Below are 24,758 nucleotides of genomic sequence, written 5' to 3' on the forward strand. Positions count from 1 at the left end.
TCCAAAGTCAGTTAACCACAAAAGTCACTAAAGTTTTTATTTTTTTAAACACTTTAGTACACTTTAGAAAGCTTAAGGAGGTACTGCATATTTAAGTTCACATAAGATGAAAATCTTTGATTTTCAAAAAAACTTTAGTGTACTTGTTATACACAACGTATATAACTTAAATAGCTTAAGTGTTTAAAAAATCTTTTGTGACTTTTGTGGTTTAATAAAAAAATTAGAAAGTGTTAGTATTCTGATGCTGGTCTGCTATGTAAAGTCTCCCGACTTTGAGTTGGTAAATAAGGTCATTTTCTTTTAAAGTGCTCCAAAGTCAGGAGACTTCGGAGAGCTAGGAAGCAGGAAGAGGTCTATTTATCCATACGCTCCGACGAATCAACAAAGTTGATTCTATCTTTGCTCCCTTAAAATCAGCAGTTTCAAAAATAAAAACTTTGCGTCAAAAAAATATCCGTACATTATCTTTTAATCGCTAAAATCCTTAAATCTAGGTACTTTCCCATTCGCATTTTATTTGTAAGTTAGTGCCGCAAAAAAAAATAGTATAGAAAATATACAGAACGATTTTGATGAAGAAGAATTAGAGCTGTCTTATTGCTCACTATTTGAAAAAAATTAAATACCAAAAACCTAAATTTATTACAATGAAGAAGACACTGATTATTCTATCAATAGGCGCTTTATTTACTGCCTGTAACAAAAAAGCTGAACAAAAAACAGATACTGCACAGGATACTGTTGCCATAGAAGATGGCAGAGCTGCAGAAAAATCTCCGGGAGGAACTACTCAATTTGATATCAATTCCGTACCGGTTTCCAATGCTGAAGTGGGTGAATTGCCCTTTTTCAGTTTTCCCAAAGGGCTGGACTTCCAAAATAAACCGGTACAAAGAAGCTATGATATGCTGTTTTTTCCACTTAAAGGCGTAATGACACCAATAGAAGGAAAAGTATGGAAAACGTACGTAGTAAACGGAAAAAGTAATACAGAAGAGTGGTCGTTGCCCTATTTTTTGAAAAGTTATGATGATGCGATTACAAAAGTGGGTGGTGTAAAAATATTTGATGGTAAAGTTTCTCAGCAAGAGCTTGACAGAATAACACCAGAGGCCAAATACTTTGGAGAGGAAGGTTCTATAGATTATTGGAATGAACCCGTAAAAGTATATGTCATAAGAAGGCCCAATGGCGATGATATTTATATTCAGCTCTATGGAAATACGGCGACCGGAGCCATACAAATTCTACAGAAAGCACCGTTTGAGCAAACGATTTCGATATTAAAATCTGATGAAATAAAAAAAGAATTGGATGCAAAAGGCAAAGCTGTATTGCATATTAATTTTGATACAGACAAAGCAAGCTTACAACCCGATGGCAAAACAGCCGTAGATGAAATCACAAAAGTCCTGAAAAACGACACCCATCTAAAACTAGCCATTAACGGATATACAGATAACAGCGGAAATGATGCCCATAATATCCAACTCTCAAAAGATCGTGCTACAGCAGTATTGAATGTGATAACTACTTCAGGTATCGATAAAGTAAGACTTTCAGCAGAAGGCTTCGGCAGCAAAAACCCGATTGCAGATAATAATTCTGAAGAAGGGAAGGCGCAAAACCGTAGAGTAGAGCTGGTGAAAAAATAAGATAAATCCTACAATAATAGAGAATTGTAGGCTGTTTTGCTTAAAAAATCCCAATGAAAGCTGGGATTTTTTTTGTTTTAGTTTCTGCTGTGCGAAGACTTCTGACGTTGAACTTGTAATAAGATTATTTTCTTTAAACTTGCTCCAAAGTCTGGAGACTTCGGAGAGCGGAGGGCTGGCGATGGGATGAGAATAGGGCTTTACTTCAAGAACAACCTTTTGTAAAGCTTTAAAAAAATTGCAGGCCAGACATCAAACAAATAAAAATACCGGCAAATAAGTACCAATTTATGCACTTTTAAGCTTTTGAAACCTTTTCTCATTTTTCTTAGGTGAATTTTGCATGTAAATAATTCAAATTACATGTTATGAAAAAGTTTTTATTACTAGCTGTTATTATTTTTATGACCTCATGTAGCCATGATGATTCACCTGATAGAAAAGCGCAGGCACAGCAAAAACTTAATGCAGCTTTGTCCAACTTCCCAGGCTTAAGCCTTAGTGTAAAGACAGCTTCCGGGAATTATACTCTGGTTGCAGGAGACGCGGTAATTAATGAAAAGCCGATGGCCGCTTCTGCTCTTCACTATATGCAGAGTATTTCAAAAACCTTTACCGCAGTTGCTGTCCTAAAACTGAAGGAGGAGGGCAAAATTAATCTCGATGCCAAAGTAAACACCTATCTTCCTAGCATTTGTAATCATCTACCCAACGGAAATATCATTACAGTAAGGCAGCTGCTTACGATGACATCAGGGCTTCCTGATTATTTGGATAGCGATCAGTTTTTAAACGATGTGGTTGCAGGGCCACTGCCTATGACGAGCGAACAGGTATTGAGCTATGTATACAATCAACCCGCAAAATTTGCACCCGGTACCTCATTTGGGTATTGCAATATAAATTATCACCTGCTGGCTCTTATTATTGATCGTGTTACTCCAAACGGACATCGAAAGTATATTACGGACAAAATAATTAACGCCATTGGACTTTCCAACACCTATTATATAGCAGGCTCGGCAAGCACTACGGCTCCCGTAGGAACAACGGCTAATTATCTGCAAATAGACGGCACTTTTACCGATATGAGCGGGTTGCAACTGGGTACAGTACTTACCCTCATTGGTGATGACGGTATTGTGGCTTCCGTTCAGGATATCGCTGGATTTTACTACAAGCTGCTCCATGACAAAACGGTAGTATCACCCGCATCGCTGGAAGAAATGAAAGTTGCAGTTAATCATCAGGGTACTCCTACATATGGCTTAGGGCTCCATTTTTATAAAACCAATGGTGGCCTGCAGGCAATCGGCCACGAGGGGAGTGGTGTAGGAGCCGGTGCCTATGCTTTTTATTTTCCTTCCAAAAATACCAGTGTCGTCCTGTGTACAAACGCGGGAACGCTTATCGATGCTATAAAAGAGGAACAGTTACGGGCATTGTATGAGGAAATTATAGGGATATTACTTCAGTAAAAACTAATGTAAACCGCCACATCGCGTTCCTTACTTACGAAGATGTCATATTTTTATCAACAGTCCTTCAAATTTTATTAATCCGTTCTTTCATAATTCAAAGCTTCAATGGGTTGAAAATCTTTTTATTTTATTATTTCCAATAAAAACAGTTTAAATTTCGTATATTTATAAAAATGTCTATTAATACTTTATGAAATAAGTTGTAAACATTAGTAATTTTTAAATTAAATAAAATGAAAAGTGTTTATGTAAGCGAAAGCGACGGACATAGAATTGGTGAAACTCCAATGAAATCAATTAGTATAGCATACTTAATTTTAGTACATCGCTTACCGAATCAATTTAAGAAGCTTTTTAAAGCCATCTACGATTCTACTAATTTCTACCTTATTCATATTGACAAAAAGGCCAATCAGGAAATTGGTAAAGATGTAAAGGATTTTTTAAAACAATATCCGAACGTACATATCCTAAACAGTGAAAATGTTATTTGGGGAGGATACAGTATGGTTCAGGCTGAGTTGGATGGTATAAAATACCTGTTGAGTATGGATGCAAAATGGGATTATTTTATAAACCTAAGTGGGCAGGATTATCCGTTAAAATCACAAAAAATCATCAAAGAGTTTTTATCGAAAAATAATGGGAACAGTTATATTAAAATTGATAATCAGGAAAAAATAAGACCTGAAACGATGAACAGAATTGAGAACTATTTTGAAGAACTGGAAGATTGCATTTCTGACAAAACTCATAAGAGAGGCTTCATGAAAGATGTCATACCTTATATCGGAGGGCAATGGATGATTTTGACGAGAGATTGCTGTGAATTTATCAATAGCAATGTTGAGGTTAAAAAATTTGAAGACTATTATTTAAATACCTTAATTGCTGATGAATCTTTCTTTCAAACTGTTTTAATGAATACTTCATTTACAGGGACTTTAGTGAATGATGACAAAAGAGCAATTATCTGGATTCCTGACGGAGACATCAAATTACGTCCTAAAACATTCACTAAAACAGATATCAGCTTTCTCCAAACAGGAAATCATCTTTTTGCCCGGAAGTTCGATGATAATGTAGACAATAAAATAATTGATTATATTAAGATGAATTATGATGAGCCTTTTAAAACATCAGTAAAAATAACCCATGTGAAAAATATGGACAGAAATTTTAATCATCTCAACTAAAAAGAGTATTGAAATTCTAATAAAAAAACCTTTATCAAAATTGATAGAGGTTTTTTTATTGCCGGTAAAACAGGTACATCTCTGCTGCGCAAAGTCTCCCGACTTTGAGCTGGTAAATAAGATTATTTGCTTAAAACTTGCTGCAAAGTCAGGATATTGAGAGTAGCAAGTTTACGGTTTTCCGTATTTAATGTATTGTCGTCTCCTTTATTTTTGTAGTTAAAATAATAATATGAGGTTAGTTTAAAAAAATATCATTTGTTGTTGAGGAATTTTTTTGAAAAAATTCTTAGTATTTTATCATCTGTGAATATCTCTATAGAATTTCTGAATATGGAATAAATATCTAAATTCTTTTAATTATTGTGTTAAACTTAAGTGGAACTTAAATTTCAATAGATTTTCAGAGCGGATAAGGTTTTGAGTTAAGATTAAATTTAAAGTAAATCAATATTGTATTATTAACAACAAACTTTTGTATATATCAGATTTTTACTAATTTAGAAAACTTATACTATCTCTTATGGGTGAATAAAATATTCATTTATGATAGTGGTTAAAAACTAATAATGAGCTATACTTTTAAAAACACAGAGATAAACAATGAAAAGGCTTCGGTTTTTGAAACCAAATCTCTATTATATTTAATAGGCAAAAGCCCAGATAAAAAGCATATTGAATATATTACATTTGATTGTTTTAATGATGTAAGCGGAATAGATAAAGGATTTAAGAATATTTGGGATATTCAATCTAAAAATGAAGCTAATTTAAGCCCCAAAAAGATAGGGAAGTATTTATTTACTTTATTTGATAATTATCTTTCATCTTTCAATTTTAAGGAGTTGATTTTCTTTTGCCCTAAATTGAAAGATGATTACAAAAGAGATAAAGGATTATTATCTTATAATTTATCAAATATTGTTATAAGTACATTTGATAGAATAAAAAAAGGATTAGAAGAAGAAGTAAAGAGAGTTAAAGGAACAACTACTGATTATTCCAGTAAAATAAACTCATTTTTATCTCAGGTTCTATTTGTTGAAGATAATTATACAGAACACGAATATCTTAAATTCATAACGAAGTTCAAAAATAAAAACTTAAAAACCGACGATTTTTACCTTACTGTATTTAAGGAACTTAGGGATATACAATCTTCAAAAAAAAATTCTTATATAGAAAATGAAAGTATCAAAGAAATAATGGATGTAATTAATTTTAGAAGGCATCTTAAAATATTGGATATTGATACATTACTTATATGCAGAATTATTGGTTGTGAAATTTTTCAATACAGTAGTATTCCCTTATACTTTTTTGAGTTAGTTAAGAAATTGGATAAGGAGGATATGAAAGATATTCTTTTGAATTGTAATTCTAATCTTTCCAGATGTTTTTTTAATAAAATTAGTAATAAAGAGTTTTGGAAGATTTGCGAATCCATTATAAACTATTTAGAAAGCAACTCTGTGACTGATATAGATATAATTTTTACATCAATTTTTAGTACTTATATCCCCAAATATAAATATCTTGACGAAATAACAATAAAATATTTAATAGCTTTAATAATAGAAGGTTTAGAATGATAATTAAAGAAGTTGCAATTGGAAATAGTTCTGAAGCTTTCATTGAAAAGCGTTTTCAGAATAAAACAAATATAATCTTTAGTGATGATAATAATAAGGGTAAAACCTTGTTAATGCAAAGTATAGTATATTCTATTGGTTATGATTCAATTTGGCCTGTTGGCTTTAATCTTAAAAGTTACTATTTCTACTCAAAAATAAGTTTCAAAAATATTGATTATGAGTTTCTAAGACACGGGAACTCAATCATTGTTTCTCAGGGAGAACAATTTTATTTATTTAATAGTATTACAGAGTTTAAATATTTCTTTTCTAAGGAAATTTTTGAATTACCTAAAATTCCTAAAGATGGAGAAATAAAGACTGTTGATTTAAGTTTATTATATGAGATTTTCTTTCTAGGACAAGACAAAAGAAATACCTCTAATATAATTGTTAAAGGGAATAATAATAAGGTAGATTTTATCAATATGCTTTATTACTTTTTAGGAATATCGATGGTTATTGCGGATGGAGACCTAAACATTTCAGATTTAAAACAACAAAAAAATGAATTGGAGAATAAAATTAAAATTGAAAAGAAGAAAATTTCAATTTTAAAAAAGAATCCTCAAATTGCAAATTATGTAAGCTCTGTAGCTAATACAGAAAATTTTGAAATTATAAAGATGAGACTTAACGTAATACATAATTCAATTACAGAGTTAAGTAAGCAACGGAATAGAGAAGAAAATAGAAGAACTAAACTTATATATCTAAAAAGTGAACTTAATTCATTAAATAGGAGCTTAAAAGAAGGTAAGGTCAAGTGCGCAGATTGTAACAGCACAAATATTATATTCAGTAATGTTGATTTTGAATTTGATGTAAGTAATAAATACGTTAGAGATAGTATAATTTCTTCAATTGATGAAAACATAAAATTAAAAGAAGAAATTGTATTAGAATTTGATTCTTTAATTGAGAAAGAGCAAAAAGAACTTAAAAAAATATTAAATACATCATCTAGCCCTGATCTTAGAAATTATATTTTATTTGAAGATGAAATAAGAGATTCAAATGAAATAGATGAACTGGTATCTCAACTCAAATTGCAATTAATAGAAGTAGAAAATAAAATTAAAGCAATTAATCAAGGAATCGAAATAAATACAGATTTGCAAAAAAAATCATTTGAAAATATTGTTAATGAAATTACTCGATTGTATAAAACAATTGATCCTAAAGGTACGTTAGAGATAAATAGTTTATTTACAAAGGCAAATGAAACTTTTTCAGGAAGTGAAGAACAGGAGTTTTATTTTTCTAAAATAGTAGCATTAAATAATCTCTTGAACCATGAGTTTCCAATAATAATAGATTCTTTCAGAGAAGGTGAACTTTCAACAAGTAAAGAAGAAAAAATGATAACCGAGTTTATTAAACTTGATAAACAAGTTATATTAACTTCAACTTTAAAAAGAGAAGAATATTCTGCTGATAAATATGAGAATTTTAGTAATATAAATATTATTGATTATTCTTCTTTTCAGGACAGCAAATTATTACAAGAAGAAAATACTTCTGAATTTTTAGAAATAATTGGAAAATTTCCAATAACAATTTAAATATGAAAAAAGAATTATGGAAATCTAAAACATTCGAACAGCCAAATAATTATCCATGTCCCAAATGTTTCATAGGAGTTCTGATAGGCACCGAAATATTAAAACAAATGACAGAAGATGGAAAATACAATGAACAAGTTGGCTATCCTTATGGATTAGATAATGTTTTCTCTGGTATTTTGCGTTGCAATAATCATTTATGTAAACATATATTTTCGGTAAATGGACTATTAATTACAGATATAATTACAGGATATAAAAAACCAGATGGTGAATATGTTGAAACATTATTAAAAATTTATCATCCTAAGTTCTTTTTTCCTAATTTGAGGATGTTTCCTTTAACAGATGAGGTTCCTAAAAATATAGCAAAATTAATTGACGAATCATTTTCATTATATTTTTTGGATAATAATTCTTGCGCAAATAAAATTAGGGTTACGATTGAATATATTTTGGATGATTTAAAGGCTCCTATAAAAAGAAAAACTAGAAGAGGAAAAATAGAGCCAATCTCAAGCCTTCATCAAAGGATTCAACATTTTAGTAAAAAGAAGCCAAAAATTTGTAGGCTCTTGCTAGCATTAAAAATTATTGGAAATGAAGGCAGCCATACCATAGACACAACTAATGATGACGTTCTAACAGCTTTTGAAATATTAGAATTATTAGTTGAAATGATTTACATTAAAAATAATAAAAGAATTGAAGCAATGGTTAATCAAATAATTACAAAATAATATGAATAGTCTGTTGCACAAAGTCTCCTAACTTTGAGCCAATGCGGAAGAAAACAAAACTGGTATAAATATCAATAACTATTAAAGTTTATTAAGTTAAACAATTTTATGAAACAGCATTATGAAAAAAAATAATAGTCTTTACTATTTTATTGGAAGTGTAATTATACTTTATACATTTTTATTTTTTGCATTCAGTAAGTGTTTTAATCTAAATTTCATTGAGTTTTTTACAGGTTTGGGAGCAATAGGAACTGTGTCATCTTTACTTTTTGTATATACACAAATATTAAAAACCCAAGAACAATTTATTCAAAGCAATAAGCCTTTATTAATTCCACAAACCTCAAAATTTATTGCTTATAATCAACCTTCTGTTACAAATTTTAATAGGATTTCAATAAATAAAATTGTTAAAAAGAACGGGATTGATAATTTGGAGTATGATAATAAGTTGGAAGTTAAATGTTTTAAAAATGAAGCTGTAAATATTAATATTTCAATTATTGAGGGTACCGTAACAAACTCAAATGAAGAATATTTATGCGCAAATTTGAATGATTATCTGCATATCGCATTACCTCAAAAAATTGTTACAGATTTATCTAAAGTCAATTGGATGGAGGCTGGTATTAAGCAAGGCGAAAGTTACGATCGCTTTTTTACAAATAGTAAATACATATTAGAAATTAGATATGAAGATGTTAGTTCTAATAGTTATATAGATAGATATGAATTGAAATTTACCTTAAAGGGCAAGACTATTGAAAATGTACAACGAGTTGTAGCTAATATAAATTTCAAAAAGTTAACATAGATAACAGAAAACTGAAAATCCCAACTCTCGTCAGGATTTATCAATTATATTGTTTTTCGTATCTATACTCCAACCATCTTAAAAAAGCTGGCGAGAGTCAAATTTCTTGCATGGCAAATTCGCATTATTGTAAGAAGAGCAATTTGATAGGTTTTATCATCTCTTATTCTTCGGACGGTCTTTTCATCTATATTATGATCTACTGCAAATTTGCTGTTATTGTTTATAGGGATAACCCATTCATCCCTTATAAATTCAACAATTTTTCTATTTGCTTCTGTCATAGAAACAAATAAATTACTTATTCTTATAAAAATCTCGGATTCAAATCCGAATGTTTGCAATTTTTTATTACATTTATAAAAAATACAAACAATGAAAAAGATAAAAACAGATTTTGATCCCCGGTTTCGGGCAGATAAGAAGCGCTCCGGGTTGCAGCTGATGGAAACTTTCTTTCAGTTCAATGAGTTGGATATTTCCAAAGAAAGGCTCAGCAATATGATGAATTATGCCGTAAAGAGGAATAGCTGGATCAATGAAGATCCGGCGGTTATCTTTGAGTTTTACCAGTCGATGAGGTCGTTGATTCGGGCAGGATATCTCATCATGCTGAAGGAAAGAAAATGGACGGTTGACACCCGGCCGGAAAAGATTTCTCCGTGGGTTCTTGGCCTGCTTTCGGAGAAGGAATACCGGAATCCACTGCTGGTTTTCAAAACAGCATTCAGAGCATACACCCTCAAAGAATTTGATTATTTTATGTCCGGAATCGTCTATTTTTCAATGGGGGTCTATGAGAATCTCCCGGAAAGGAATATCGTTATGCCCTACATTCATACGGTTAAAATGCTGGATGCTGCACACCTTATTCTTCAGAGAAGGAGAGAAAAGAAGATGGCGGATACCCATTCGGGATAAGAAAGTTGAGCATAATGAAGCTAAGCTTTGCGCTATGAAAACACCTTATCAGTACATGATTTTTTGATTTGAAAAATTAACGCAAAGTTGATGAATAATTCCGTTTTATTGTAAGTTGGGCAAAGTGATGCGACTTTGTCGCTGATGAAGCATTATGCTTTTCCATGCGCTTCGACGAATCAATGAAGTTGATTCTATTCTTTGCTCCCTAAAAATAGGCATAATGTAGCTAAAGTTTTGCGTTAGAAAAACACGCCATCAGCACACTATTTTTGATTACAAAGATTAACGCAAAGTTGATGAATAATTCCGCTTTATTGTAAGTGGGCAAAGTGATGAAACTTCGTCGCTGATGAAGCATTATGCTTTTCCATGCGCTTCGACGAATCAACGAAGTTGATTCTATGCTTTGCTTTCTGAAAATATGCATAATGTAGCTAAAGCTTTGCGTTAGAAAAACATACCATCATTACATTATTTTTGATTACAAAGATTAACGCAAAGTTGATGAATAATTCCGTTTTATTGTAAGTGGGCAAAGTGATGCAACTTTGTCGCTGATGAAGCATTATGCTTTTCCATGCGCTTCGACGAATCAACGAAGTTGATTCTATGCTTTGCTCCCTAAAAAATAGGCATAATGTAGCTAAAGCTTTGCGCTATAAAAACACCTTATCAGTACATGATTTTTTGATTTGAAAGATTAACGCAAAGTTGATGAATAATTCCGCTTTATTGTAAGTGGGCAAAGTGATGCAACTTCGTCGCTGATGAAGCATTATGCTTTTCCATGCGCTTCGACGAATCAACTTCGTTGATTTTATTCTTTGCTCCCTAAAAAATAGGCATAATGAAGCTAAAGCTTTGCGTTAGAAAAACATACCATCATTACATTATTTTTTGATTAGAAAGATTAACGCAAAATTGATGGATAATTCCGCTTTATGGTAAGTGGGCAAAGTGATGCAACTTCGTCGCTGATGAAGCTGTACGCTTCTCCATGCTCTTCGACGAATCAACGAGAAATGATTGTCAATAATCATTTTTCAAATATTGTGTTTTATTGTCTCTGTTGCGCAAGGTCCCCCGAGTTTGAGCTAGTAAATAAGATTATTTCCTTTACACTTGCTCCAAAGTCAGGAGACTTCGGAGAGCGGAGACGATGAAGAGCATTCAATACTTGTTATTCAAATATTAATCAGAGTAGATTATTTCTGCTCTGGTTTTTTTAAGGGGTAACAACTGTCAATGATGGTCTCTTAAACTAACCTCGACAGGATTCAAACCTGTAATCTTTTTTAAGCCTTACAGAAGTTACTCCCCTCAGATCCTAGGATAAAATTCCGGTCAGCACCTGATCTTTTCGGTTCGATAAAGTTCCGCTTACTTTAATGACCTTTATTCCAAGATCCTCAATCCAGTCATAAAGTAACTCATTAACCTTATGCCTGAGTTTTGGCAGCTCTATCTGATGGTTGGATATCAGATCGGGTTCTTCAATAGGGACAAAAACAAAAACATCAATTTCATCGATGATGGTTTGAACTTTTTCAAAGAGAAACTGGATATTTCGACCAGAATCAAGAACATGAAGATAAGCTAAGATATCAATGACACATCTATCAAATATGGCATCATCTCCGCTTTTGAAGACCAGTTGGGCTGAATAATTAAATTGTTCAAGAAAATCGTCAGGATGAGGTTCTTCTGAAAATTCATACCCTGAAGACTCCATCTGGTAATAGGGTTCTATTTCAAGTGTGTACCCGGGAAGGTTCTCCAGAAGTTCTTCTGCCAATGTGGTTTTACCGACTTTGTGAGCACCGATTATTGCAATTCTCATATTTCAGTTTATATTGTAATCCAAAAGTCTAATACGAAATTTTCGTGCCTGTTTTTTGAGCGTCCATTATATAACGTTTTGTCAATCATTTAATACCATAATTTTTCTATATTTAGAACAAGTATATAAATATAATATAAAAAAAGACAATGCCAATAAATCCACTACCTCCGGACGGAGGCATGTTATATAAAGAAACAGATATGGCTCAGTTTTTCCCCGAGCCATTAAATGCAGTAACTGCTATATTATTTTTAGCCATAGCCATTTTTTGGACCCTTAAAATAAAGGGTGATTTTAAAGCATATCCTTTTTTAACCTACTGCCTGGTGTTATTATATATTGGTGCTATAGGGGGAACTGTTTATCATTCATTCAGACAATGGCCGGTATTTATCATGATGGATTGGATGCCCATTATGTTGCTCTGTTTGTCTGCCGGATTTTATTTTTTAGCGCAGAGCATCAGATGGTACTATGCCGTTGTAATGGTTCTCGTATATATAATGTTCATGTTTGCTTTGAGAAATTGGATTTTGGTAGATAAGACTTCTCTTTTTATCAACGTAAATTATGCAATTATGGCTTCATTTGTGCTTTTTTCGGTACTAAGTTATTTGATTTATACCCAATGGAAAGCTGGCAAATGGGTAGGTTTTGCTTTATTGTCGTTTGCTCTCGCGCTCACTTTCCGTATCGTTGATAAATGGGAATGGTTGAGTTTCGGAACCCACTTTTTATGGCATACTTTCGGGGCGATAGCAACATTTTGTATGTTTAATTATATCTATCTTACGCGGAATACAATTAGAAAAACATAAGGAGTTTTTATTTTCTTTGAAACTCTGATTAATAAATAAGTGTGTTTGAATTTAACCACAAAAGTCACACAATATTTTTAAACACGTAAGCTATTTTAAGTTATATACTTTGTGTATAAGAAGTACACTAAAGTTTTGTTGAAAATAAAAGATTTTCATCTTATGTGAACTTAATTGTGAGGTATTCCTTTAAACTTTCTAAAGTGTACTAAAGTGTATAAAAAAATAAGAACTTTTGTGCCTTTTGTGGTTTAATAAAAAAGTTTATGGACTAAACCTTATAGGTTTTAGAGCTTATGCATATTAAAAACCTATAAGGTTTGATCAGATAATTCCAAAAGATCTCAGAATTCTTACGGGTAAATAAACGTAACCACAAAAGTCACAAAAGATTTTTGAACACGTAAGCTATTTTAAGGTATATACTTTGTGTATAAGAAGTACATGTAAGTTTTTTTGAAAATCAAAGATTTTCATCTTATGTGAACTTAATTATGCGGTATTTTTTTAAACTTTCTAAAGTGTACTAAAGTGTCTAAAAAAATAAGAACTTTTGTGCCTTTTGTGGTTTAATAATAAAAAAATAAACAGTTTTTTTTGTGAAATTCACAGTTTAATTCTTTTAAGGTTGAAAGAAAGATGATTTACTTATATTTGCTCTGCAAAGTAAAATTAAATGTTCAAAAAAGTAAGCACTGTATTTATCCTAGGATTTTATACGGTTTTTTGTTCGGCCCAACAGGTTCGACCCTCAAAATCATCTGAAATTTACCGTGAACTCAAAACACTTAAACAGCTGCCTAAAGTTTTATACCTTGCGGCTCATCCCGATGATGAAAATACAGGATTACTTTCCTGGTTAATCAACGACCAAAATGTAGAAACAGGCTATCTGTCTTTAACCAGAGGTGATGGTGGGCAGAATTTATTAGGCACAGAGCAGGGTGCTGCATTGGGTTTAATCAGAACCCATGAGCTTTTAGAGGCAAGAAAGTTAGACGGCGCCCAGCAGTTTTTTACCAGGGCGATTGATTTCGGGTTCTCTAAAAATACGACCGATACCTTTAAACAATGGGATGAAAAGAGTATTATAGCGGATGTAGTTTGGGTCATCCGTCAATTCCGTCCGGATGTTATCATTTGTCGTTTTCCTCCTACTGCTGCGGCAGGTCATGGACAGCATGCGGCTTCGGCTGTGGTGGCGGAAAAAGCTTTTAAGCTGGCAGGTGATAAAACGGCTTTCCCGGATCAACTAAAATATGTTAATACATGGCAGCCAAAACGTGTACTGTGGAATACTTTCCGATTTGGTGGGGTCAATACGACAGCCGAAAACCAACTGAAAGTTACCGTTGGGCAATATGATGCGCAATTGGGTATGGGCTACGGTGAATTGGCAGGATTAAGCAGAAGTTTACATAAAAGCCAGGGTGCAGGAACACAGTCTGTAGCCGGCATCAGAACTGAATATTTTGCCCATGTTGTTGGTGAGCCCGCAAAAGCAACACTTTTTGACGGAGTAGCTAAAACCTGGACTTCAAAAGGAAATGCTGATATTGACCAATCGTTAGATGAAATTATTTCCGCGTTCAATTTCAATAATCCAGACCGCAGCTTGCCTGCTTTGCTTGCTTTGCGAAAAAAGGTCATGGCGCTAAAAGATGCAGATCTGAAAAAGGATAAAATTAAATCTCTTGACAATATTATTTTAAGCTGTGTCGGGTTTATGGGCGAGGTGGTAACGAATCAGGCTGAAGCTGTTGCCGGGGATCATTACAATTTCAGGTTAAATCTGATTTCAAGAGCTGCAAACCCTGTGGTTTTGGAAAATGTACAATGGTTAAATCAATCAGAAAGCTTCAATAGAAAACTATCAAAAGATTCTTTAATTACCATTCAGCATGATATTCAGATTCCTGCAGATGCCGCACTCACAGAACCTTACTGGTTGGCAAAATCTCCCACGAATGCCGCAACTTTCTCTGTTCCGAATGATACTTTAATCGGTTTGCCTGAGGCAGAATCACCACTGAATGTGTTGCTTGGTTTAAAAATAGGTTCGGAAGATTTTCAGGTTAAACTTCCTTTATCTTTCAAGAAATTAGATCCGGTGCGTGGTGATGTGGTAGAAGCCTTGCGCATTGTTCCTGCATTGGAACTGAAATTTACACAACCATTGTATTGGGCCAAAGAAAATGAAGATGTACATTTGAGTTTAAATGTTAAGGTTAATTCTAACAGAGCGTATGCTAAAGGTACTCTCAACCTGATGTATAACGGAGAGCGATTAGGTGGCGCTGATGTAAGCTCGCTTAATGGAAAAGATACGACCATCGATTACGTTATTCCAAAAACTAAGCTTGCCACAATACATTCATCCCGCTTGCAATTGGATGCCAATTTTGTGGCAGATGGAGTCACTTATAATAAAAAACAAGTATTAATTCAGTACCCGCATTTACCCTCCTTACAATATTTTTCGCCTGCAACGGCAACTGTAATGAAAGGTGATATTCAGGCGAAGGTTAAAAAAGTGGGGTATATAGAAGGAGCTGGCGATTTCATTCCTGAGTTCCTGCGCATTGCAGGGATTCAGGTAGATGTTTTGAAAGACGAAGATTTTTATGGCAAATTAGACGAGACTGCTGGAAATGCTAGTCAAAACAAGCTATCACAATACGATGCTATCGTATTGGGTGTTCGTGCCAATAATACAGAGAAAAAACTGGGCCGCTGGATGCCTTTTTTGTGGTCTTATGTAAAATCCGGAGGTAATTTGGTGATGCAGTATAACACGAACCAGGATACCACCGTTGACCAATTGGGAATGTACAAATTCAGTATTGCCAATAAGCGGGTTACCGAAGAAAATGCTGCGGTTAGGTTTTTAAATCCAACACATAAATTACTGAGCTTTCCGAACAAAATTACGGCTGATGATTTTAAAGGCTGGGTACAGGAGCGTGGCGCCTATTTCCCTACCCAATGGGATGCCGCGTATGAACCGCTTTTTGAAATGCATGATACGGATGAAGAGCCACAGCAGGGATCAACTTTATATGCCCAATACGGGAAGGGTAATTTTATTTATACACCGTTGGCATTTTTCAGACAGCTGCCTGCAGGAAATGTGGGAGCGGCACGTTTATTTTTTAACTTTTTATCTGCACAGAAAAACTGATGAACAAGGAACTTAAAAATTGGAATATCTGGTATATACTATTAGCTGTTGCATTAGTATTGCAGATCGCATTTTATTATTGGTTTACTAAATCCTGGGCATGAGTAATATAGATTGGACAGTTCTCATTTTTACACTTGTTGCAGTGGTGGTCTACGGCGTATTCATCGGTCGTGGCCAAAAAAGCAACGAATCATACCTGAAAGCAGATAATAAAATGCCTTGGTACATTGTGCTGATAGGGATTATGGCTACACAGGCAAGTGCCATTACATTTTTGTCGGCACCGGGCCAGGCTTATACAGACGGCATGCGTTTCGTTCAGTATTATTTTGGTCTGCCTTTGGCGATGATTGTGATCTGTATCACTTTCATTCCGATTTTTCAGCGTTTAAATGTTTATACGGCTTATGAATATTTAGAAAACCGTTTTGATAAAAAAACAAGGGTGCTCACTTCACTGCTTTTTCTTTTTTCCAGAGGTTTATCAACAGGAATCAGCATTTACGCTCCGAGTATCATCTTATCAAGCGTTTTAAACTGGAATATTTACTTAACCAATGTTTTAACAGGGGGTATTCTGTTGATTTATACCTATGTTGGCGGTGCAAAAGCGATCGCTCACACCCAAAAATTACAGTTTCTCATTATTCTGGGAACCATGGCTTTTGCAGGTTACCTGCTTATTCAGAATATGCCGAATGGAATTGGTTTTAACGATGCGCTGTATCTGGCGGGGAAATCCGGAAAGCTCAATGTAATCACCACAGAATTCGATTGGAAAGATAAATACAATATTTGGAGCGGCTTAATTGGTGGGTTTTTTCTGGCACTTTCTTACTTCGGTACGGATCAGAGTCAGGTCGGGAGGTATATTACTGCGAAGGACAATACCAATGCAAAAATGGGCTTGCTGTTGAACGGATTGGTGAAAATTCCGATGCAATTTGCGATTCTCCTGATCGGTGCCTTACTTTTTGCTTTCTTTTCTCTAAAACCGGCTCCTATTTATTTTAACGAACGCTCTTATCAACATTTAAAGGAAACACAACCTGAACAGGCCGCGGTTTTTGAAAAAGAACATCAGGATCTACAAATAAAATTTAATACAGAATCGAAAGAGATTTTAAAACTGAAAGAAACTCATTCTCCCGAACTCAAAAAAACAATTCAGGATTTTAAAAACACACAATCCCAGGTAAAAGCCCTTCACGGCAGGGTAGAGGAAGCTATCAATCATTCAAACTATAATGCCGAGAAAACGGATACCAATTACATTTTCCTGTATTTCGTAAAAAATACCTTACCTGTAGGAATGATCGGTTTACTGTTTGCCGTCATTTTTCTGGCCAGCTGGGGTTCAATTTCTGCAGCGCTGAATTCCCTTGCCGCCTGCTCATTAAAAGATGTTCATTTGATATTTAAAAAAGAAATTCCTGATGATGCCACCGAATTGAAGTACAGTCGCCTGCATACTTTGGCCTGGGGGATCTTCTCAATCGGCGTTGCCATGTTTGCCACTCAAATGGGGTCTCTTATTGAAGCGGTTAATGTATTGGGTTCTCTTTTCTACGGTCCGATATTGGGGATTTTTCTGGTCGCCTTTTACTATAAAAAAATCGGCGGTTCCAATGTATTTATTGCTGCAATATTATCAGAAATTGTGGTTATTGCCGTTTATAAATTCGATATCGTTTCTTTCCTTTGGCTTAATGTAATCGGTGCTGCGGCGGTAATTATATTTTCGGCAATTGGTTTATTGTTTTATAAGCCGAAAGCAGTAAATTCGTAAACAAAACAAAGTAAACATACAAATAAACAAAAATATTATGAAAACCATCATTAAATCTGCTGCCGTCCTTGTTGCGACAATGACAATCTCCATGAATGCATTTGCACAGGACACTAAAAAACCGGCCAGCCCTCCGGCTACTGCTACGGGAAAAATTAAAGATGCAAACATTACCATAGCCTATAGCAGTCCTTCTGTAAAAGGGCGTACAATCTGGGGTGGTTTGGAAGCTTATAATAAAGTTTGGCGTGCGGGTGCCAATGAAGCAACTACTTTCGAAACGGATAAAAATATTACCGTTCAGGGTAAACCGCTGCCTGCAGGTAAATACAGTTTTTTCTTAATCCCTAAAGAAAACGGAACCTGGACTGCGATTTTTAACAAAGAACCCAAACAGTGGGGCGCTTATAAATATGAAGAATCTAAAGATGCTTTACGTGTTGATGTTAAAACAAAAGCTTTACCAGCAACCCAGGAAGCTTTAGTGTATAAGATAAACAATAATGGATTCACAATGGATTGGGATAAAATCTCAGTTCCTGTAGAGATCAAATAAATTTGAATATCAGAAATTAAAATCCCGTATTAACGGGATTTTTTTTGTTTTAAATTTGATTTGAAAATTTACTTTCCTATTTCTTTTTCGATTTTATCGATCATTTTTTCAGCATTACCGTTAGTTCCACCAAGACTGATTGCTTTTTTATAACTCTCTAATGCTAAGTTGTATTGCTTATCTGTAAAATAAGCTTCTCCTAAACTATCGAAAAGATTAGCATCTTTAGGAAACTCAGTGGTAGCCAATTTAAATACTGTTATGGATTCACTGTTTTTTCCGAGTCTTAATAATTCATATCCTAACTTATTAAGTTCTCCCGGGTTCTCAAAACTATATTCATTTTTAGCATTTTTCTTGAGTAAATAGTAGGTCTCTATCGCCTTATTTACGTTGTCGAGAGACTCCTTTCTTATCGCTTGATAAACAGATTTTTTAGGAATTTCATATTCTTTTCCTAGCATCACATTGTGAATAATATGCCCTAAATCCCAAACTTTATTTAGATTATTGGACAATAGAATTATCGTTATATTATTTTTTAAATCGTTTAAAAAGATAGATTCAAATTTATAAGAAACCCCATTATGTCTTTGTAGGTCTTCTTTTTCAAAGTATCTGCCAAGTGATCCCCCTTCATCTTTTGCATATGGATTATTCAACAGAGTATGATAGGATTCTTTGGATATTAACCGATTAGAATTCAGCGCTTCAATCCATTTATACAGATCATTGATGTCTACCCAAAGCCAGCCGCTAATAAATTTCAATTCCGGGCATTTCACATGGTCCATATCATAACAAGAGGTTCTGTTTTTATAACCAAATGTTGGTTCAAATACCGAATTGGTCATTTTCAATGGTTTAACTATATTGTTAATGACAAATTGCTGGAAGGACATTCCGCTTACCTTTTCAATTATTCTTCTTTGCAAAAATACATTGCCATTATCATATCTGTAGCTAGTTCCCGGTTCAAAGAGGAGACTATCATTACTTCTCAAAATATTCCAAGCCTCCGCATCATTTTCGGGTTTTAATTGTTCAATTGGGGGAATACCACTGGCATAATTAATCAGATGGCGTATAGAAACTTTCTCTGCCCATTTTGGTAATCCTAAATTAAATTTGGATACCTTGTCATCAAGATTAAGAAGACCACGTTCAACTAAAATCATGATGGCAACAGCATTAAATTCCTTTGCAATAGAGCCAATATTGAATATTGACTTATTGTTTAATGGAGTTTGCCTCGTTTCATCGGTAAATCCAAATGATTTCTGATATACAATCGTATTGTTTTTAACGACAAGGACGTTTCCATTGAATAAACCTCTTTCATAGGATTTTGTCATCAAGGAATCAATTTGATTGATTTCTGATTTTTGTTCAGTCGAATTTTGAGGTTTCTTCTTTGTTTCTTTGGAATGATTTAACGTCTGGGCAGAAAGATTATTTGTAAATAAAACAGCTGCTAATAATAAGAAAAATCGGTTCTTCATTTTAATTAGTTTTTTGGAGATAGAATTTGATTGATTTTTGAAAGCATTTCTTTGGCATTATCGTTATTAGGATTCAGTTCCAATGTTTTCAAATAATCCTTTTTCGAAGCGTTATAATCTTTTTTATTAAAATAAATCTCGCCACGTGTATCATAAATATTGGACGAGTTTGGAAATTCTGAAACGGCATAATCAATAATTTTTAATGCATCATCAGGTTTTCCTTCACCCAAAAACTTGTATGTTAATCTATTCAATTCATTTTCAAAACCATTAAAATTATAAGAATCGAATTTGTTTTTCTTCAGTTCTTTCAAATAAACAATTCCTTTTTCTACTGATTCTGCTTTCATTTTTTTATAAACTTCGAAGATAATTAATGGTTTAGGCAAATCAACTTTGGTATTGTATAGAACTCCGAAGACATCATCGATGACAGCTTCCAATTGTCCGCCTCTTTTACCTGCTCTAGTGTTATCAAGCAAGATTACGTATATTTTTTCCTCCGGAATTCTGGCAATATTGCAGGAAAAACCATTGATCCCGCCGCTATGTGCCATTGTTGTAATATCTTTTCCCGAACCTAAAAAATTCTGATGTTTCTGAACAACCAAACCGTAAGCGTAATCACTTAAATTGGGCGTGAAATATATTTTTTTGTTCTCGTCATTCAGCAAAGTATTCGTGTATAAAGCATCATCCCATTTTCGCATATCATTTGCTGTGCTGTACATTCCGCCAGCAGAAAACACCGCAGTTTTGATATTAATGTAATCTGTTTTTTGATAACCATCGTAATCAAAATCATAGCCTTGAGCATACTTTGAAATGATTTCTTTTGGATCTTCAATTCCTGTATTTTTCATTCCAATGACATCAAATATTTTTTCCTCGAGAACTTTTTCATAAGGTTTTCTGGTAATTTCCTCAATAATTAATCCTAATAGATAATAGCCTGTATTGCAGTAATTATGCTTTGTTCCTGGTTCAAATCCTAAATTATCTTTGAAATATTTGATGGCAAAATCTTTCCCAGACAAATTTTCGAAAACCATTTTAGTTTTAAAATCAGGGAAATCCGTGTAATTTGGCAAGCCAGAAGTATGTGTTAACAATTGATGAATGGTAATTTTGCTTCCTGCCGTTTTGTTAAACCAAGGAAGATAATCACTTATTTTGTCATCCAACTTGATTTTTCCTTCTTGTTTTAACTGCATAATCAGCATTGCAGTAAATTGTTTTGTTACGGAGCCAATTCTGAATTTGGTGTCAGAAGTTGCCTCGATACTCCAGTTCATATCGGCTTTTCCATAATTTTTTTGCAAGATAATTTCGCCGTTTTGAACAACCAAAGCACTTCCGTTAAAAAGATTGTAGTCGTGATATTTACCAATAATCAAATCGATTTTTTTTGCTTTTTCTTTATTTGAACTGGATGTGAATTTTTGTGCAAAAGTATTTGAAGATAAAAGCACGAGAAATGCAAGCAGGAAATTTTTCATAATCGATTCTGATTTTATAATTTGCTGCAAAGATGCTTTAAAAGGCCTCAGTACGCGACCGATTAAAAAAAGTCGAACCCATTTCTTAGAAAAAAATGGATTAATTTGGATTTTTTCTAAAATCTGTCGGAGTTGTTCCGGTATATTTTTTAAAAGAAGTACTGAACGACGATTTGGAATTGAACCCAACTTGATATAAAATTTCCAGAATTGTGAGTTCTTTTTGCAAGGGATCTTTTAGTATTTCTTTGGCTTTTTCAATTCGATATTCATTTACAAAATCAAAAAAGTGTTTGTCCATATACAGGTTAATCAAAGTCGATAAGTCTTTTACGGGCATTTTTAATTGTTCTGCCAAATCCTGAATCGTTAACGAAGAATCCAGGTAGGGCTCTTTTTCCACCATAAAATCTTTTAAGAATTCGATTTGCTTATTTTTTTCGTCATCAATGATAGGAGAAGATTTTTGTTTCGGGGCAACATCTGAGATCGGCTTTAATAGAGAATTAACACCTCTGAAAAATTCAGGTTTGTCTAATGCAACAAATAGATACCAACACGTACAAAACAAAAACGCAAATCCATCAAGGGTTACGATCCATTGTCTGATTTCTCCCAAACCAAAGATAAAAGTAACCAACCATCTGATAAGTACTAAGAAATGTAAGACATAATAGAGAATTGTTATTTTGTAAAGTGCATTTAGGATAGAAATATTTGGATTCGTATAGTTTTCTAGATAGACGGTTTTAGACTTTCTGATAACCAGAAATGAAGCAATAAAATAAACCTGAAATAGAAATTCAAAAAGAAAATAGAAAAATTGCATGATAGGTGATTCGCTCAAAGCATTGATGAAACTCACTTTCGAAGCTCTATCTTCAAAATAAATCCCATACGCCATATACAAATTGAACGCAATAAACGGAATGGTATGCCATAAGTGTTTCGGTTTTAATCGAAAGTTGGAAAAACAAACGGACAATACATAAAGGTAGAATGATGCCGGAACCAAATAGTTAATGCTCCAGCGAAAAGCCTCGAGGTTGATGAAATTAACAGGAAAATCACGCATCAAAAATTTACAAGCATCTACGGCATTTGTAAAAAGAAAAAAAGCAAGAAGCCAATTTGCAAGTTTGTGCTTAGTTTTTACAGTCAATAAAAATAAGGCGAGAAACAGCACCAAAAATATTCCTATAAATGCTGCTATTTCCAAAAAGCTGTATTTGTCCATGGTTTTTTAACGTAGGTGCAATTTAATATTTAAATAGGAAAGCTTAAAAAAGTATCGATGATTTTATACTAAAATATTTGCACCCAATCCTAAAAGTTGTATTGTTGTACCTACCAATACAGCCATACTTTCGGCTTATTTTGAAATAGTTAAAGCGATTATTGAATGAGTAAAGTAGACAAGAGAGACAGAATATACAAAAAGAAATACTAAAAAATCTTCTCAAATTTTGTGTTTGATTCAGGATCTCAAACTTGTAATAAGTAAATAAAAAAAATTGCCAACTGTCTTTACTTGGTGCCTTCTGGCTTTTTGTGACCAAGTGTGACCAAGACGATCGTATCTTCCAACACTTTTATTGATGATTTGATTCATTTGAGCCCAATTAAATTCTAAATATTCTTCCCCAAACTTAGTGCTTTGAGTTGTAGTTTTAAGATTTCTATTTTTTTTTGTAATACAAGATATTGACTGGGATATTCTTCAAAAATTTCTTCTACAGAAACATCCAGCAGCCTGGCAATATCTTTCCATTCCTGATCCGAAATTTTAATTTTTCCTGTTTCTCTTTTTTGATACTGGGTCTGGCTTATTTTAAGGTAAGTTGCAATATCTGCCTGCGTAATTTTTCTTGCTTTTCGTGCAGCAATTAACTTGTTGTTCATGGTTTTGTGAAAAAAAATTAGTGAAACGAAAGTATAGAATATTTTTTTTAACACAAAATAATAGGCTATAAAAAGCTATAATTTTTACTTTTTTGTGTGAATTATGTTTGATACATTTGAAAAATATGACACCAGAAAGTGTCTTTTTGTATGTGTACAGTACAGAAATATAAAATGCTGATCAGCATCAACCCATGTCAGGGTTTGTATGGCAAAAATTATTATTAAATTTTTAAAATTATTTTATGAAAAAGAAGTTAGAAAGCTTAAAGCTGAAAAAATTTAAAATGCAAACAGTAAAAGGAGGAAAGGCATTAGACCCAGAAACAGGTGTTGGAGAAGATAGTTATAAAGCTGACCATACCTATAACGGAACCTATTATGTTAATGACACCGTTAAATATGATTAGAATCTAAGGTAAAAACTAAAATAGGCTATTTGTATTTATTACAAATAGCCTAATTTTAAGATTGACATTATGATAATTATTTTTAGTAAAAATTACGGTGAGAATACAACAGATAATGTTTTAAACTGGTTGTATCATCATAAAAAAGACGATGAGGTAATAGTTAGAATAAATGGTGATGATTTACTAAGTAAAGACTTTTATATTGATATTTCCAATTCCGAATTTAATTTTAATAATCAAAAAATAGATAATCAAATTGTAAATACTATTTGGTTTAGACGCACTTTTGATGAAGACTTTCTAAATATTGAGCCTAAAATTTTTAATGAATTTCATAATAACAAAACCCTGGAAAATCATTTATTCTCCGAATTAAGAACAATATACAGGTTTTTAGAATCGTTTTTAGACAATTCAGTCTGGATCAATACATACAGTGAAAGTTTAAACAAACTGAAAACTCTTAAACTTGCTGAAAAACATGGTTTAAAAATTCCAGACACCTATATAGCTAACAAAATAGAGATTATTAACAAATTAGCAGCAGATAAAAGTCTGATTACAAAGCCTATAAGCGATGCTGTAACGCTTTTTGATAATGATTCTCATTATATGATGTATACAAGCGAAGTAAGTGAAATTAAAAAAGAGGGCCATATTTTTCCTACCAAACTTCAAAGTAAAATAGATAAAAAATTTGAACTTAGAATATTCTATATAGACGATGTTTTTTATTCTATGGCTATATTTTCTCAAAATGATAAGAAAACCAAGGTGGATTTTAGAAATTATAATTATAAGAAAAGCAACAGAAATGTACCCTATAAATTACCGGTAAAGATAGAATCAAGGTTAAAAGAATTAGTTAAAGAATTAAATCTGAAAACTTGCTCGATAGATATGATAGTCTCAAAAGATGAAGAGTACTATTTTCTTGAAATAAACCCTGTAGGGCAGTTTGGAATGGTTTCCAAACCATGTAATTATCATTTAGAAGAACAAATGGCATTATATATATTGAAAAATTATGAAGAAAATAACAACAAAATTAAAAAATAAAAAACTTCCTCTTCCTTACTGGAATATACAAAAGGAATTATCAGATAAAAAATTGGGTGATATTCCGGCAATGATGTATTCTAATTCAGATTTGTATCAAACGAGAGGGTATATTGTTGAAGGTTCTAGAATAGTTATATCTAAAATTATCAGCTAATTGTGAAAGATAATATGA

At 33.0% G+C, this 24,758-nt stretch carries 20 protein-coding genes; 15 read left to right on the top strand and 5 right to left on the bottom strand.

Features of this window, described 5'->3' with window-relative positions; genetic code table 11:
- Positions 1–650: 650 nt before the first annotated feature.
- The 8 genes from B8967_RS19755 to B8967_RS19795 all read left to right on the top strand — a co-directional run bounded on the left by B8967_RS19755 (position 651) and on the right by B8967_RS19795 (position 10,012).
- Positions 651–1,658: an OmpA family protein gene (locus B8967_RS19755; RefSeq protein ID WP_084087427.1), complete on the top strand. Its 1,008-nt coding sequence runs from the start codon at positions 651–653 to the stop codon at positions 1,656–1,658.
- Positions 1,659–2,026: 368 nt separating this feature from the next.
- Positions 2,027–3,136, top strand: coding sequence for a serine hydrolase domain-containing protein (locus B8967_RS19760; protein WP_084087429.1), 1,110 nt, complete (start codon positions 2,027–2,029; stop codon positions 3,134–3,136).
- A gap of 236 nt (positions 3,137–3,372) precedes the next feature.
- Positions 3,373–4,335, top strand: a complete 963-nt coding sequence (locus B8967_RS19765) for a beta-1,6-N-acetylglucosaminyltransferase (protein ID WP_228406265.1) — start codon at positions 3,373–3,375, stop codon at positions 4,333–4,335.
- A gap of 569 nt (positions 4,336–4,904) precedes the next feature.
- Positions 4,905–5,927 (top strand): hypothetical protein, encoded by a 1,023-nt coding sequence (locus B8967_RS19770; protein WP_084087431.1) that lies wholly within the window; start codon positions 4,905–4,907, stop codon positions 5,925–5,927.
- Entirely contained in the window at positions 5,924–7,534 is a 1,611-nt protein-coding gene (locus B8967_RS19775) for a hypothetical protein (RefSeq protein WP_084087433.1), read from the top strand. Before B8967_RS19770 ends, B8967_RS19775 begins: the two co-directional genes overlap by 4 nt.
- 2 nt (positions 7,535–7,536) lie before the next feature.
- Positions 7,537–8,274: a DUF4145 domain-containing protein gene (locus tag B8967_RS19780; RefSeq protein WP_084087435.1), complete on the top strand. Its 738-nt coding sequence runs from the start codon at positions 7,537–7,539 to the stop codon at positions 8,272–8,274.
- A 121-nt stretch (positions 8,275–8,395) separates the two neighbouring features.
- A complete protein-coding gene (locus B8967_RS19785; protein WP_084087437.1) occupies positions 8,396–9,091 on the top strand; it encodes a hypothetical protein in 696 nt (231 codons plus the stop codon).
- Positions 9,092–9,466: 375 nt separating this feature from the next.
- The gene (locus tag B8967_RS19795) at positions 9,467–10,012 is read left to right on the top strand and encodes a hypothetical protein (RefSeq protein ID WP_084087440.1); all 546 of its coding nucleotides are present in this window, start codon (positions 9,467–9,469) and stop codon (positions 10,010–10,012) included.
- 1,330 nt (positions 10,013–11,342) lie between these two features.
- Here the strand turns inward: B8967_RS19795 and B8967_RS19800 are convergent.
- Positions 11,343–11,855, bottom strand: a complete 513-nt coding sequence (locus tag B8967_RS19800) for an AAA family ATPase (RefSeq protein WP_084087442.1) — start codon at positions 11,853–11,855, stop codon at positions 11,343–11,345.
- Between the two features lie 149 nt (positions 11,856–12,004).
- On the opposite strand from B8967_RS19800, the gene B8967_RS19805 reads away from it, so the two are divergent.
- The 4 genes from B8967_RS19805 (at position 12,005) to B8967_RS19820 (ending at position 18,205) form a co-directional block, all read left to right on the top strand.
- Positions 12,005–12,676 (top strand): hypothetical protein, encoded by a 672-nt coding sequence (locus B8967_RS19805; RefSeq protein WP_084087444.1) that lies wholly within the window; start codon positions 12,005–12,007, stop codon positions 12,674–12,676.
- A gap of 676 nt (positions 12,677–13,352) precedes the next feature.
- Complete coding sequence (locus B8967_RS19810) at positions 13,353–15,857, top strand: PIG-L family deacetylase (protein WP_084087446.1); 2,505 nt, start codon at positions 13,353–13,355, stop codon at positions 15,855–15,857.
- Positions 15,858–15,957: 100 nt separating this feature from the next.
- Positions 15,958–17,649 carry a sodium:solute symporter family protein gene (locus B8967_RS19815; protein WP_084087448.1) on the top strand — a complete coding sequence of 564 codons (1,692 nt, stop codon included), beginning with the start codon at positions 15,958–15,960 and terminating at the stop codon, positions 17,647–17,649.
- 37 nt (positions 17,650–17,686) lie between these two features.
- On the top strand, positions 17,687–18,205 hold the full coding sequence (locus B8967_RS19820; RefSeq protein WP_084087450.1) for a DUF2911 domain-containing protein: 519 nt from the start codon (positions 17,687–17,689) through the stop codon (positions 18,203–18,205).
- 68 nt (positions 18,206–18,273) lie between these two features.
- Here B8967_RS19820 and B8967_RS19825 read toward each other — a convergent pair whose 3' ends face one another.
- The 4 genes from B8967_RS19825 to B8967_RS19840 form a co-directional block, all read right to left on the bottom strand.
- A complete protein-coding gene (locus B8967_RS19825; protein ID WP_084087452.1) occupies positions 18,274–19,707 on the bottom strand; it encodes a serine hydrolase domain-containing protein in 1,434 nt (477 codons plus the stop codon).
- A 5-nt stretch (positions 19,708–19,712) separates the two neighbouring features.
- Positions 19,713–21,398: a serine hydrolase domain-containing protein gene (locus B8967_RS19830; RefSeq protein WP_228406266.1), complete on the bottom strand. Its 1,686-nt coding sequence runs from the start codon at positions 21,396–21,398 to the stop codon at positions 19,713–19,715.
- Positions 21,310–22,446 carry a helix-turn-helix domain-containing protein gene (locus B8967_RS19835; RefSeq protein ID WP_084087455.1) on the bottom strand — a complete coding sequence of 379 codons (1,137 nt, stop codon included), beginning with the start codon at positions 22,444–22,446 and terminating at the stop codon, positions 21,310–21,312. Before B8967_RS19835 ends, B8967_RS19830 begins: the two co-directional genes overlap by 89 nt.
- A 392-nt stretch (positions 22,447–22,838) precedes the next feature.
- Positions 22,839–23,111, bottom strand: a complete 273-nt coding sequence (locus B8967_RS19840; protein ID WP_084087457.1) for a helix-turn-helix transcriptional regulator — start codon at positions 23,109–23,111, stop codon at positions 22,839–22,841.
- A gap of 245 nt (positions 23,112–23,356) precedes the next feature.
- Between B8967_RS19840 and B8967_RS22595 the strand changes: the two genes are divergently transcribed.
- The 3 genes from B8967_RS22595 (at position 23,357) to B8967_RS19850 (ending at position 24,740) form a co-directional block, all read left to right on the top strand.
- A complete protein-coding gene (locus tag B8967_RS22595) occupies positions 23,357–23,521 on the top strand; it encodes a hypothetical protein (RefSeq protein ID WP_179140090.1) in 165 nt (54 codons plus the stop codon).
- Between the two features lie 69 nt (positions 23,522–23,590).
- Positions 23,591–24,583 carry a grasp-with-spasm system ATP-grasp peptide maturase gene (gene gwsG, locus B8967_RS19845; protein WP_084087459.1) on the top strand — a complete coding sequence of 331 codons (993 nt, stop codon included), beginning with the start codon at positions 23,591–23,593 and terminating at the stop codon, positions 24,581–24,583.
- Positions 24,552–24,740, top strand: a complete 189-nt coding sequence (locus B8967_RS19850; protein ID WP_047486253.1) for a hypothetical protein — start codon at positions 24,552–24,554, stop codon at positions 24,738–24,740. Before gwsG ends, B8967_RS19850 begins: the two co-directional genes overlap by 32 nt.
- Positions 24,741–24,758: the final 18 nt, after the last annotated feature.

The sequence above is a fragment of the Chryseobacterium sp. YR221 genome, from assembly GCF_900176315.1.
Lineage (GTDB): Bacteria > Bacteroidota > Bacteroidia > Flavobacteriales > Weeksellaceae > Chryseobacterium > Chryseobacterium rhizosphaerae.

Bases quoted from the DNA above. Each gene is read 5' to 3' on its own strand.
- B8967_RS19825 (WP_084087452.1), bottom strand. From the start codon at position 19,707: ATGAAGAACCGATTTTTCTTATTATTAGCAGCTGTTTTATTTACAAAT.
- B8967_RS19760 (WP_084087429.1), top strand. From the start codon at position 2,027: ATGAAAAAGTTTTTATTACTAGCTGTTATTATTTTTATGACCTCATGT.
- B8967_RS19850 (WP_047486253.1), top strand. From the start codon at position 24,552: ATGAAGAAAATAACAACAAAATTAAAAAATAAAAAACTTCCTCTTCCT.
- B8967_RS19775 (WP_084087433.1), top strand. From the start codon at position 5,924: ATGATAATTAAAGAAGTTGCAATTGGAAATAGTTCTGAAGCTTTCATT.
- B8967_RS19780 (WP_084087435.1), top strand. From the start codon at position 7,537: ATGAAAAAAGAATTATGGAAATCTAAAACATTCGAACAGCCAAATAAT.
- B8967_RS19795 (WP_084087440.1), top strand. From the start codon at position 9,467: ATGAAAAAGATAAAAACAGATTTTGATCCCCGGTTTCGGGCAGATAAG.
- gwsG (WP_084087459.1), top strand. From the start codon at position 23,591: ATGATAATTATTTTTAGTAAAAATTACGGTGAGAATACAACAGATAAT.
- B8967_RS19800 (WP_084087442.1), bottom strand. From the start codon at position 11,855: ATGAGAATTGCAATAATCGGTGCTCACAAAGTCGGTAAAACCACATTG.
- B8967_RS19805 (WP_084087444.1), top strand. From the start codon at position 12,005: ATGCCAATAAATCCACTACCTCCGGACGGAGGCATGTTATATAAAGAA.
- B8967_RS19840 (WP_084087457.1), bottom strand. From the start codon at position 23,111: ATGAACAACAAGTTAATTGCTGCACGAAAAGCAAGAAAAATTACGCAG.
- B8967_RS19835 (WP_084087455.1), bottom strand. From the start codon at position 22,446: ATGGACAAATACAGCTTTTTGGAAATAGCAGCATTTATAGGAATATTT.
- B8967_RS22595 (WP_179140090.1), top strand. From the start codon at position 23,357: ATGAAAAAGAAGTTAGAAAGCTTAAAGCTGAAAAAATTTAAAATGCAA.
- B8967_RS19770 (WP_084087431.1), top strand. From the start codon at position 4,905: ATGAGCTATACTTTTAAAAACACAGAGATAAACAATGAAAAGGCTTCG.
- B8967_RS19815 (WP_084087448.1), top strand. From the start codon at position 15,958: ATGAGTAATATAGATTGGACAGTTCTCATTTTTACACTTGTTGCAGTG.
- B8967_RS19820 (WP_084087450.1), top strand. From the start codon at position 17,687: ATGAAAACCATCATTAAATCTGCTGCCGTCCTTGTTGCGACAATGACA.
- B8967_RS19785 (WP_084087437.1), top strand. From the start codon at position 8,396: ATGAAAAAAAATAATAGTCTTTACTATTTTATTGGAAGTGTAATTATA.
- B8967_RS19810 (WP_084087446.1), top strand. From the start codon at position 13,353: ATGTTCAAAAAAGTAAGCACTGTATTTATCCTAGGATTTTATACGGTT.
- B8967_RS19755 (WP_084087427.1), top strand. From the start codon at position 651: ATGAAGAAGACACTGATTATTCTATCAATAGGCGCTTTATTTACTGCC.
- B8967_RS19765 (WP_228406265.1), top strand. From the start codon at position 3,373: ATGAAAAGTGTTTATGTAAGCGAAAGCGACGGACATAGAATTGGTGAA.